Annotated in this window: 9 protein-coding genes; all 9 read right to left on the bottom strand. The window is 60.7% G+C overall.

Annotated features, from left to right (window positions below):
- Positions 1-5: 5 nt before the first annotated feature.
- Entirely contained in the window at positions 6-899 is an 894-nt protein-coding gene (locus BS627_RS02195; RefSeq protein WP_077981686.1) for an aminoglycoside phosphotransferase family protein, read from the bottom strand.
- Between the two features lie 64 nt (positions 900-963).
- The gene (ligA, locus tag BS627_RS02190) at positions 964-3,138 is read right to left on the bottom strand and encodes an NAD-dependent DNA ligase LigA (protein ID WP_077981685.1); all 2,175 of its coding nucleotides are present in this window, start codon (positions 3,136-3,138) and stop codon (positions 964-966) included.
- A 114-nt stretch (positions 3,139-3,252) separates the two neighbouring features.
- Positions 3,253-4,926, bottom strand: a complete 1,674-nt coding sequence (gene recN, locus BS627_RS02185) for a DNA repair protein RecN (protein WP_077981684.1) — start codon at positions 4,924-4,926, stop codon at positions 3,253-3,255.
- A 15-nt stretch (positions 4,927-4,941) separates the two neighbouring features.
- Complete coding sequence (locus BS627_RS02180) at positions 4,942-5,808, bottom strand: outer membrane protein assembly factor BamD (RefSeq protein ID WP_077981683.1); 867 nt, start codon at positions 5,806-5,808, stop codon at positions 4,942-4,944.
- 233 nt (positions 5,809-6,041) lie between these two features.
- Positions 6,042-7,001 carry a UDP-3-O-acyl-N-acetylglucosamine deacetylase gene (lpxC, locus tag BS627_RS02175; protein WP_077981682.1) on the bottom strand — a complete coding sequence of 320 codons (960 nt, stop codon included), beginning with the start codon at positions 6,999-7,001 and terminating at the stop codon, positions 6,042-6,044.
- Between the two features lie 272 nt (positions 7,002-7,273).
- Positions 7,274-9,022: a cell division protein FtsZ gene (gene ftsZ / locus BS627_RS02170; protein WP_077981681.1), complete on the bottom strand. Its 1,749-nt coding sequence runs from the start codon at positions 9,020-9,022 to the stop codon at positions 7,274-7,276.
- A 91-nt stretch (positions 9,023-9,113) separates the two neighbouring features.
- Positions 9,114-10,445, bottom strand: a complete 1,332-nt coding sequence (ftsA, locus tag BS627_RS02165; protein WP_004442783.1) for a cell division protein FtsA — start codon at positions 10,443-10,445, stop codon at positions 9,114-9,116.
- Positions 10,442-11,374, bottom strand: coding sequence for a cell division protein FtsQ/DivIB (locus BS627_RS02160; protein ID WP_162520299.1), 933 nt, complete (start codon positions 11,372-11,374; stop codon positions 10,442-10,444). Before BS627_RS02160 ends, ftsA begins: the two co-directional genes overlap by 4 nt.
- Positions 11,362-12,288: a D-alanine--D-alanine ligase gene (locus tag BS627_RS02155; RefSeq protein ID WP_077981679.1), complete on the bottom strand. Its 927-nt coding sequence runs from the start codon at positions 12,286-12,288 to the stop codon at positions 11,362-11,364. The genes BS627_RS02160 and BS627_RS02155 overlap by 13 nt, the downstream gene beginning before the upstream one ends.
- Positions 12,289-12,461: the final 173 nt, after the last annotated feature.

The raw sequence follows: 12,461 nt of genomic DNA, 5'->3' as shown, positions 1-12,461 counted from the left end.
AAACGTCAGTTTTCAAGGTGATCCGCGAACACTTCCCGAATGGTCCTTCGTGACCATTCGGCCATTTTTTTGTTACGTCCACGTTCGGCATCCAGAACGATCAAAGCCTTCCACAGCGCCCAGCCACGCCCCCGCTGCCATGTGGCGTCGTCCAAAGGCAGGGCGGCGCGGAAGGCCGCGCGGCTATCCCCTTCGAACAGGTTCCATGCAAGGACAAGGTCTGACGACGGATCACCAATGCAGCAACTGCCGAAATCGATGACGGCCGACAGGCGTCCGTCGCGGAATAGCAGGTTGCCGTCCGAAACATCGCCATGCACCCAGACCGGGAGCAGATGCCAGCGGCTGGACAATGCGCACTGCCAGATTTCCATTGCCAGCCCGGCATCGACCTCGCCGGCAAGCGTCTGCATGGACGCCCTCGCCTCTTCGTCATAGACGTGCAATGCGCCGCCACGATGGAAATTATGTATGCCGGCCGGCGGTCCGTCGGAAGTATCGAGGGCGTGCAGGGCATTCAGGAAGGAAGCGACATCGGCCGCGACTTGGGAAAGATCAACCGAGGCCAGATGATTGATGAGCGGCTCTCCTTCCAGCCAGCCATAGACCGACCAGGGCCAGGGGTAATCCGCGCCGGGCTTTCCGCAGGCAAGAGGCGCTGGAACCGGCATCGGCAAATGGCTGGCGAAAAAGGGTAGCCAGCGATGCTCCTTTTCCACCTGCGCCACATAGCGCTCGGCACTCGGCAGCCGCACCAGCATGGCCTCGCCCAGCCGGAAACTGCGATTGGACCAGCCAGCATGATCGACAGGACGGACATCGAGCGCCGCCCAGTGCGGAAACTGGCAGGCGATCAGCGCCCGGACCTGCTCTTCGGACACAACGATACGGTCATCCAATGGCTCATCTCCTGATCAGAACCGGCCATGTAATCGCTAAAAACAACATTACCATGACGGAACCTCAACCGCCGATCAATGCCAGCCACTCATCCTCGTCCATGGTCTGCACGCCCAGTTCCGTCGCCTTGGCAAGCTTGGAACCGGCCCCCGGCCCCGCCACCAGAATATCGGTCTTTTTCGACACCGACCCCGCGACTTTCGCACCAAGACTTTCAGCGCGGGCCTTCGCCTCGTCACGGGTGAATTTTTCGAGCGAGCCGGTGAAGACCACAGTCTTGCCCGCCACCGGGCTGCCATCGGTCGAGGGCTTTTCGGCCTCCTTCGGGCGAAGCTCCCGTATCAGCCTGTCGATGACATCGAGATTGCGCGGCTCTTTGTAGAACTCGATGATGGCGCGCGCCACCACCTCGCCGATGCCATCGATGCTGTTGAGTTCAGCCCAGGCGTCACTTGCAGGATCAGCCGCCGCCTTCATCGCCTCCTCGAAATGCTCATAAGTGCTGTAAGAGCGCGCCAGAAGCTTCGCCGTGGTCTCGCCCACATGACGGATGCCGAGAGCGAAAATCAGCCGGTGCAGATCGATCTCGCGGCGGGCATCGATGGCGTCGAACAGCTTCTTGACGCTGACCTTGCCGAAGCCGTCGATATTTTCGAGCTTGGTCAGATGAGACGCCTCCTGTCGCGCCTTCAGCGTGAAAATGTCAGGCGCTGTCTTGATCGAGAGCGCAGGATCGTCGCTTTCGAAGAAGAAATCGATCTGCTTCGTGCCAAGCCCCTCAATGTCGAAGGCATTGCGCGAAACGAAATGTTTGAGATGCTCCACCGCCTGCGCCCGGCAGACGAAACCGCCGGTGCAGCGCGTGACCGAATCGAGCTTGCCGGTCTTTTCATTGCGCTCCCGCACCGCATGGCTGCCACAGACGGGGCATTTCTCCGGGAAGGCATATTTCACCGACTCAGCCGGACGCTTTTCCAGAAGCACATCCAGCACCTGCGGAATGACATCGCCGGCGCGCTGCACAATGACCGTGTCTCCGATGCGGATATCGTGGTCTTCCGGGCGGATGCGCTCGCCGCTATTGCCGATACCTTCGATATAATCGGCATTGTGCAACGTCGCATTGGTAACGACGACACCGCCAACGGTGATCGGTGTGAGCCGCGCCACCGGCGTCAAGGCGCCAGTGCGCCCCACCTGTATCTCGATATTCTCAACGGTGGTGAAGGCCTGCTCGGCCGGGAACTTATGCGCGGTGGCCCAGCGCGGGCTGCGCGAGCGGAAACCAAGCCGTTCCTGCAGATCGAGTCGGTCGACCTTATAGACGACGCCGTCGATATCGTAATCGAGATCGGGCCGCGCGACGCCGATTTCGTTATAATGTTCAAGCAATTGCTGGGCCGAGGTGAATCGCTTCATCAACGGATTGACCGGGAAACCCCACTCGCGGAACTTCTCAACAATGCCGTATTGCGTATCGGCGAGCCGCGCCGGCTGGCCGCCATTCGAAACCTCGCCCAGCGCATAGGCGAAGAACCGCAGCTTGCGTTTCGCCGTGACATTGGCGTCGAGCTGGCGCAGCGAACCGGATGCCGTGTTGCGCGGGTTCACATAGGTCTGCTTGCCTTCGGCCTCCATCTGGGCATTGAGCGCCAGAAAGTCGCTCTTGGCCATATAGACCTCGCCGCGTACTTCCACCACATCGGGCGCATCGGCGGGCAGTTCGTCCGGAATTTCCTTGATGGTCCTGATATTGGCGGTGACATTTTCACCGGTCGTGCCGTCTCCTCGCGTCGCCGCGGTCTTCAGCCTGCGGTTCTCGTAGCGGATCGACATGGAAAGCCCGTCGATCTTCGGCTCGGCGGTAAAGGCGATGGAATCGTCCGGCAGATGCCCGAGGAAGCGATAGACGGAACTGACGAAATCCCGCAGATCCTCTTCCGAAAAGGTATTGTCGAGCGACAGCATCGGCCGCGCATGCACGATGGGCGCAAAGGTCGGAAGCGGCGCGAAGCCGACTTTTCTCGACGGGCTGTCGGCCCGCACCAGCGCCGGGAAAGCCGCTTCGATGGCGTCATTACGACGCTTCAGCGCATCATATTCGGCGTCCGTAATCTCCGGCGCATCCTTGCCGTGGTAAAGCGCATCATGCCGCGCAAGCTCGGCCGCCAGAAATGCAAGCTCGGAAGAGGCTTCAAGCTCGGTGAGGTTTTCGACGGATTTCTGGTCTTGCGACATGACGGCCTCTTTTCGGAATTACCGAACGCTTTTAGCCGAAATAACAAACATTAAAAACAGTTTTGCCGTTGGACTCACAGGCCGCATCCGCTTGCGCAAGGCAACGGGTAGCCGTCAGTCCTTGGCCGCCAGCAGGCGAGCCGCCGCAGCCCTAGCCTCGTCCGTCACCGATGCGCCGGCCAGCATGCGGGCGATCTCCTCGGTGCGGTGCTTCGGCTCCATGGTGGCCACGCGCGTCGCGATACGCTCGCTGCCGTCGCCGGATGGCCCCTTGGAAATGAGAAGATGAGTGGCCGCCCGCGCCGCCACCTGCGGCGCATGGGTGACGGACAGGACCTGCACGGTTTTCGACAGGCGGCGCAGCCGCTGGCCGATGGCATCCGCCACCGCGCCGCCAACGCCCGTATCGATTTCGTCGAACACCAGGGTCGGCGCCGAACCACGATCCGCCAGTGCCACTTTCAGCGCCAGCAGGAAGCGGGACAATTCGCCGCCCGAGGCCACTTTCATGATCGGGCCGGGGCGTGTGCCCGGATTGGTCTGGACGTGGAATTCCACCGTGTCGATACCGTCCGCCGTCGCTTGTTCGGGATCAGAGGTCACCTCGACGGTAAACCGCGCCCGTTCCAGCTTCAGCGCCGGCAGTTCTGCCATCACCGCGTTGGAAAGCGCTTCCGCCGCGTGGCGGCGTTTGTCGGAAAGCGATTGCGCGGCACGGTCGAAATCGGCCTTCACCACGCCGAGATTGGCCTCAAGCTTGCCGAGCTTTTCTTCGCCGGCATCGAGATCGGCGAGATCGGCCACCATTTTTTCGGCGAGAGCCGGCAGATCGGGTACGGCGACATTGTATTTGCGCCCGGCAGCACGCAGCGCGAACAGCCGCTCCTCCACCCGCTCCAGCTCACGCGGATCGAATTCGGTGCGGCGCAGGGCCGCCTCCACTTCCATCTGCGCGTTGGAGAGGCTGTCCAGCGCGGCATCCAGCAATTGTACGGTGTCTTCCAGCAATCCCGGCGCTTCGTGGCTCTTGCGCTCCAGACGCCGCATCATCGACGCGATGACAGGCACAGGCGACGCATTGCCGTTCAGGAACTCGCTGGCCTCCGCGATGTCGCCGGCAATGCGTTCGGATTTCTGCATCACCGCCCGGCGCTCGGCCAGCTCCTCCTCTTCGCCGTCGCGCGGCGAGAGCGTCTCCAGTTCCTCGACGGACGAGCGAAGGTAATCCGCCTCGCGCGCCGCCGCCTCCACCTTGGCGCGGTGCGTCTTCAGCGCACGTTCGGCGTCCTTAAAGGTGCGGTATAGGCCCTGAACAGCGCGAGCCTCATCGCTCAGCCCAGCAAAGGCGTCCAGCAGCGTGCGGTGCGCATCGGTATCGACAAGCGCGCGATCATCATGCTGACCATGAATTTCGACCAGCAATTGCCCGAGCTGGCGCATCATTTGCACGCTCACGGCCTGATCGTTGACATAGGCCTTGGTTCGCCCGTCGGCAGATTGCACACGACGAAAAATAAGGTCACCATCGTCGTCGAGACCGTTCTCGCGCAGGAGAAGCCGTGTCGGGTGATCGTTCGGGACTTCGAAGGTGGCCGTCACCTGCCCCTTGTCCTCGCCGTGCCGCACAAGGCCGCCATCGCCGCGGCCACCAAGCGCCAGCGAAAGACTATCGAGAAGAATGGATTTTCCCGCACCCGTCTCGCCCGTCAACACGGAAAGGCCCGCCTCGAAACCGAGGTCGAGCCTTTCGATGAGAACGATATCGCGAATCGAGAGCTGGACCAGCATGGCCTATGCCCCGTCTCAAGCGCCGATGAGCTTCTTGCCGGCGCGCGAAATCCAGGACCCCTTGTTTTCACGCGGCTCCAGCCCCTGACCCTTCAGCAGCTTGTAGGAATCCGCATACCATTGGCTGTCAGGATAGTTGTTACCAAGAACGGCAGCCGCGGTCTGCGCTTCGTCCACCAGGCCCATGGCGTAATAGGCTTCGGTCAGACGCGCCAGCGCTTCCTCGATCTGGTTGGTGTTCTGGTATTGCTCGACGACGATGCGGAAACGCGAAACGGCAGCGAGATATTCCTTGCGCTCAAGATAATAACGGCCGACCTGCATTTCGCGGCCGGCGAGCTGGTCGCGGGCAAAACGGATCTTGGCCTGTGCATCGGCGACATATTCCGAATCGGGATAGTCGTTGACGACCTTGTTCATCGCCTCGACGGTGCGCTGTGCTGCGCGCTGGTCCTGTGTGACATCGGAAATCTGCTTCGAATAGGCAAGGCCGATCATGTACTGAACATAAGCGGCATCTTTCGCGCGCGGATATTGCCGCAGGAACCGGCTGCCAGTGGTAATCGCCACATCATTCTTGTTGGTGCGTGTGGCGATAAAAGTCTGCATCACCAGCGCCTTCTGGCCCCATTCGGTGAACGGATATTGCTTGTCGATCGCCTCGAACTTGCGTGAGGCTTCTGTCATGTTGCCGGCGTTCATGTTGGCAAGCCCCTGCTTGTACAGAACGTCAGGCGGATCGGTCTCGACGCCGAGCTTGGTGATGTCGATATCCGGATCGGACTGGCAGGCCGTGATGGCGACACTCGCGCCGACCAACATCAACGAAACGGCGATCCCCCGCATCGTACCCTTCATTGCACCAGACCCTACATGCTTCATTCGACAGTTCCCACTTCCCGCGCAAATACATAAGCATCGGCTTTGCAATGGCGTTCTAGCCATAAAAGCATCCGCAGGGCAACGCAATGATGACGCATTAACGCATTTTTATGGCATCCACCCATGCAATCGCATGAATATCAGACGATATAACGCAACTTCTTGTTCGCATCACGAAAAAGCCGCCCCAAAGGGAGCGGCTTTTTCTGTCAATTGATAGCCTGCGAAGGAACTCAAGCAGACCAGGGTGCGAATTCCGGCATGTTGACAGCAACGAATTCGCGGGCGCGAACCATCTGGTTGCGGGCTGCCGGCGCTTCGACGATCTCATAGGCCGTGCGGTCGCTCAAAAGCGCCTTCAGCGCATTCGCATTGACCTTGTGGCCGCCGCGGTAGGAGCGGTAGCAGCCGATGAACTGCGCCCCGGCAAGCGCCAGATCGCCCACGGCGTCCAGCGTCTTGTGACGGACGAATTCGTCCTTGGCGTAACGCAGGCCTTCCATGTTGATGACGCTGTTGTCATCGGAAATGACGACCGAGTTCTCAAGCGAAGAGCCGAGCGCATAACCGGCGGCCCACAGGCGCTCCACGTCACGCATGAAACCGAAGGTACGGGCACGCGACAGTTCGTTCTTGAAGGTTTCCGCCGTCAGGTCGCCCTTCCAGGACTGCTTGCCGATCAGCGGCGTGTCGAAATCGATATCCACCTCGAAGCGCGTACCGTCGTAAGGACGGAATTCCGCCCAGGAAGCGCCCGAATCAATACGCACCGGCTTCGTGACGCGGATATAGCGGCGCTTCACGCCGAGGTTCTTGATGCCGACGGATTCGATCGCCTCGATGAAAGGCGCCGAGCTGCCGTCCATGATCGGAACTTCCGGACCGTCGACCTCGATGATGAGGTTGTCGAGGCCCATGGCGTAAATGGCGGCCATGACATGCTCGATCGTCGCGACAGACTGCGTCAGCGAGCGGCCGAGCACCGTGCAAAGATCGGTGTTACCGACATTGGCGGACACCGCCTTCAGTTCGGTAACGCTGCCATTGTCATGAAGGCGATTGAAAACGATGCCCGTTCCAGCTTCTGCGGGCTGGAACGTCATCGAGACCGGATTGCCGGAATGCACGCCAATGCCTTTAAGCTGAACAGCATGTGCGATAGTTGTCTGAAATCCGAGCAGTCCGATGGTCATGCGAATATGCCTTGTTTTGCGAACCGCGCCGCTTGGGCCAGCGCCGTTCAAAGTTTTCAAGCCGGCTTTTAACGACCGGCAAAGTCAATCTGTTCCTTTACCCAGCCTCATACATACGCACATGTAGGTGCCACGACAAATCACTGTTCGTTTCGGATTGTTACATGCACAAGCCGTTGAAAATACGAATTAATTTAGTGTTAACAACGTGAAATAAACAAAACGCCCGGATCGTGTGATCCGGGCGTTTCAAGGGGATTATGGAATCGCCTTTAGTTGGACTGGCGACGCAGGAAGGCCGGGATTTCCAGCTGATCGTCATCGTGATGGCTGGAGGAGGCAGGCGTTGTGCGGCCGTGGTCGTCAAGCTGGCCACGACGCGGTGCGTAGAGGCTTGCTTCCGGCGAAAGCGGCGCGCGGCGCTGCTGCGGAGCCATGCTCGGTGCGTCCATCATGTCGGAGGGAACTTCTTCTTCTTCGCGGCGACCAAGCGAGTTGGTGATGCGCTTCAGAAGACCCATCGGGCCACGCTCTTCCTGGGCGGCAGGAGCGGCATGGGTGCGATGTTCCATCTCGGCCTTGACGACCGGCGGGAAGTCTTCGACCTTCGGCATGCGAACCGGCTCGGGCTGGCGCGCAACCGGTGCGGGCTCCTGATAGACGGGCGCCTGCGGCTGCTGCATGCGCGGCGCCGGAGCGGAAACCTGTTCCGGAGCATGATAGGCCGGAGCCTGGGCTACCGGAGCCGGAGCCGCCTGCTGAACCGGACGGAGAGCCGCCGGCGCTTCAGCCGGAGAAGATGCGAACAGCTTGCTCTGCGGACGGAAGTCCTGTGCCGGCTGCTGGTGTGCGGCGAAACCGAGTTCACGTTCCATTTCGGCTTCTGCCGAACGGATGGTCTGCGCGATCGGGTCTACGGCCTTCGGTGCCTGCGAGACTGCGGCAGGCTGGACTGCGGCCGGAGCGGGAGCAACGGCCGCGGAAGGACGGATAAGCGGCTTTGCAGCGGCGGCTGCGGCGCGCATTTCGGCAACGTTCTGCTCGCCGACGCCTGCAACGCGGTCAATGCCGGTTGCAACGACGGAGACGCGGATGAGACCTTCCAGCGCTTCGTCGAATGTTGCGCCGAGGATGATGTTCGCATCCGGATCGACTTCTTCGCGGATACGGGTCGCCGCTTCGTCGACTTCGAACAGGGTAAGATCGCGACCACCGGTGATGGAGATCAAGAGGCCCTGTGCGCCCTTCATCGAGGTTTCGTCCAGCAGCGGGTTGGCGATGGCCGCTTCCGCAGCCTGCATCGCACGGCCCGGACCGGAAGCCTCGCCGGTGCCCATCATCGCGCGGCCCATCTCGCGCATGACCGAACGGACGTCGGCGAAGTCGAGGTTGATGAGACCTTCCTTCACCATCAGGTCGGTAATGCAGGCAACGCCGGAATAGAGAACCTGGTCGGCCATGGCGAAGGCGTCCGCAAAGGTCGTCTTGTCATTGGCAATACGGAAGAGGTTCTGGTTCGGAATGACGATCAGCGTATCGACGGACTTCTGCAGTTCCTCGATGCCCTGTTCGGCAAGACGCATGCGGCGGCCGCCTTCGAAGTGGAAAGGCTTGGTAACGACGCCGACCGTCAGGATGCCCTTGTTGCGGGCAGCCTGTGCGACGACGGGAGCAGCGCCCGTGCCGGTGCCGCCGCCCATGCCGGCGGTGACGAAGCACATATGGGTGCCGTTCAGGTGATCGATGATCTCGTCGATGCATTCTTCAGCGGCAGCGCGACCGACTTCCGGCTGCGAACCGGCGCCGAGACCCTCGGTGACGTTGACGCCGAGCTGAATGACCCGATCTGCCTTCGTCATGGTCAGCGCCTGCGCATCCGTGTTGGCGACGACGAAGTCGACGCCCTGGAGGCCGGCCGTGATCATGTTGTTGACAGCGTTACCACCGCCACCGCCGACACCGAAGACGGTGATGCGTGGCTTCAGCTCTGTGATATCAGGCTTCTGCAGCTGTATCGTCATTTTAACATTCCTTCTTTCTCTGGCCGCATCGCCCCGCTGGCCGATTCTTGAAACTCAACTCTGAAACCTCCGGCTTGCGCCACGAGGCCACTCAAAAACTCTCTTTCAGCCATTGCCCCACCCGGGCTATCCGGCCGCTACCGTTGCCGAACGGCGAGAACATTCCGCCTTGCGCCGCATGAATTTCGATATCCGCCACCTGCGGATAGATCATCAGTCCGCACGCCGTCGAAAAGGCAGGGCCCTTTGCCGCGACCGGAAGACCGGCCACACCCATGGGGCGGCCGATACGAACGTTGCGGGCGAGGATGCGCCGCGCCGTTTCCGGCAGACCCGTCAGCTGGCTTGCGCCGCCGGTCAGGACGACGCGCTTGCCGACAATCGGGCTGAAGCCGGACTTCTGGATACGATCACGGATCAATTCCAGCGTCTCTTCGATACGTGCCCGCACGATGCGGGTAACAAGTGCTCTTGAAACTTGCGATGGTTGATCGCGATCGTCTTCGCCAATCGGCGGGATCGAAATCATGTCGCGCTCATCCGCGCCATTCAGCAAAGCCGAACCATGCACCACCTTCAGTCTCTCCGCATCTTCGATTCGTGTCGAGAGGCCTCGTGCAAGATCTGTCGTAACGTGATGGCCGCCAAGCCCGATTGCGTCGGTATGAATGAGCCGGCCTTCGGCGAAAACCGAGATCGTCGTGGTGCCGCCGCCCATGTCGATGGCCGCACAGCCGAGTTCAACTTCGTCATCCACCAGTGCCGCAAGACCGCTGGCATAGGGTGTCGCCACCATGCCCTCGACCGAAAGATGCGCGCGATTGACGCAAAGCTCGAGGTTCTTCAGCGCCGTGCGTTCGACAGTCACCACATGCATATCGACACCTAGAAGATCGCCATACATGGAGAGCGGATCACGAATGCCGCGCTCGCCATCCAGAGAATAACCTGTTGGCAGCGAATGCAGGATGGCCCGGTCCTGGCGCATGGATTGCTGGCTTGCCGCCACCAGAACCTTGCGCAGATCGCTTGCTTCCACTTCCTGACCGCCGAGATCGATGCTCGCGGTGTAGATATCGCTCGCCAGCCGGCCAGCCGACACATTGACGATCAGGCTGTCGACGGTAAGCCCCGCCATGCGCTCGGCCGCATCGACCGAAAGACGGATCACGCCTTCGAGCGCGTCAAGATCGGCGATCACGCCGGACTTTACGCCGCGCGAGCGCTGATGGCCGATACCGATGATTTCGACCTTATGGGTGCGACCCGGCAGGATTTCGCTTTCCTGGCGCGGCGTAAGCCGGCCGATCATGCACACGACCTTGGTCGAGCCGATGTCGAGCACCGAAACGATGTGGCTGCGCTTGGAAGACAATGGCTTCAGGCGAGGCAGGCCGAAATGGGAAGAACCGAAAAAGCTCATGTGTTCTTCTCCGCCTTCTTGAGAGCCTTGGTGCGCGCGTCGACAGCGGCCTGACGGCGCTCGGCGGCGCCCTCGGTCAGCTGGATCGTGGTGCGGTCCGACAGCCGCAGATCGACGGCGGCGACATCGCGCGACAGCACCTTTTCCTCGAGATCGAGCCGCGCCAGCAATTGCAGCGCCTGCGGCAGGTTTTCTTCCGGCAGCTTAACGACGATGCCGTTATCGAGATGCAGATCCCAGCGGCGGCCGGCAATGCGGACATAGGCGCGAACGCGGTTGCGGATTTCCGGCCAGTCGGCCAGTTGCGCGACAAAACCGGCAGCACCGGTTTCCGCGTCGCGGCCGACGAAGAGCGGCAGGGAGGCGAATTTATTATCCCGCAACGGCGCAATCACGCTGCCATTTTTTTCGATCAACGACAGTTCTGTTCCGTGCTGCCAGATGCCGAAGGCCTGACGCTCCTTCAGCCGGACTTCCACGGTCTTGGGATACACCTTGCGGATATCGACATCTTCCACCCAGGGAAGCTGCACCAGCTTGCGGCGCGCCGCATCGATATCAAGCGCAATCAGCGAGGTGCTGCCGTCGAGGCCGAGAAGCTGGAATACATCGATTTCGGAGGTCTGCCGGTTGCCCGAGACCTTCACATCCTCGACTGCGAAACCGGCAGCCGAGGTCGTCGTCTGGGTGACGATATTGGTGTGGCCACCGAGCGACATACCGTAAAGCCCGATCACCGCGTAAAAGGCGAAAGCCGAAATCGTGCCGGTATGGGCGGGAATGTGAATGCGTCCGGTCGCAAGGCTGACACCGAAACGCACGAAGCGGCGCAGCGGACGCGGCAGCACCCTGCGATCGTCGGCATTGGCCGCCGCCGCATATTGCTCGCGCTGTTTTGCCGTCGACTTTTTGCCGGTCACCGCAAACACGAAGCGTCCTCCACCATCCAGCTGACAAGGTTACCAAAGGAGCGGCCAGCATGGGCCGCCATTTCCGGCACCAGGGAGGTCGGCGTCATGCCCGGCTGCGTATTCACTTCAAGCCAGATAACTTCGCCATCTTCTGAGAAACGGTCGTCGTAACGAAAGTCTGAACGGCTTACGCCACGGCATCCGATCGCCCGATGCGCCATAACCGCCAGTGTTTGAATTTTTTGGTAAATTTTCGGTGAAATTTCTGCGGGAATGACATGTTTCGAGCCACCAGCCGCATATTTCGCATCATAATCATAGAAATTGTGACCGAGCGGCACCACTTCGGTGACGCCCAGCGCCTCGCCGTCGAGTACACCGCAGGTCAATTCCCGGCCGTGAATATAGCGCTCGACCATGACCTGATCGCCGTAACGCCATTCCGACGAGGTGAGGATTTGCGGCGGGTGCGACTGGTCTTCCTTGACGATCACCACGCCGAAGCTCGAACCTTCACGCACCGGCTTCACGACGTAGGGCGGCGCAAGCGGATGTTCGCTGTTGAAATCGAAGCGGTTCATGACGCGCTCGGCAGCCACCGGGATGCCGGCAGCCGCGGCAACTTTCTTGGCCTGCGCCTTGTCCATGGCGAGCGCGGAAGCCAGCACGCCGGAATGCGTATAGGGAATCGCGAGATATTCGAGGATACCCTGAATGGTGCCGTCTTCGCCGAAGGGACCGTGCAGTGCATTGAAGGCGACGTCCGGGCGCAGCTCGTCGAGTACGGCGGCGATATCGCGCCCCACATCGACCCGGGTGACCTTGTAGCCCTCGTCTTCCAGAGCCTGCGCGCAAGCGTTGCCCGACGACAGGCTGACCGGCCGCTCCGACGAAAATCCACCCAAAAGAACAGCTACGTGCTTGCCGCTCATCGAACCCTCTGACACCAACTCTCCGTTACGAACCACGCCCCGAACCGACCGGATTTGACGAACGGTGATTCTGGCACATGATCCTTGAGATCAGTTAAACGCCATTAAGGTTAATGAATCGTTTACTTTCGTTAACCGCCGCGTCCAACGTGCCGAGTTTCGTTAAAGAATCA

The organism is Agrobacterium salinitolerans (assembly GCF_002008225.1).
In the GTDB taxonomy this organism is placed as follows: Bacteria; Pseudomonadota; Alphaproteobacteria; order Rhizobiales; family Rhizobiaceae; genus Agrobacterium; species Agrobacterium salinitolerans.
The sequence above is the reverse complement of the archived record's forward strand: the minus strand, read 5'-3'. Positions and strand labels throughout refer to the sequence as shown.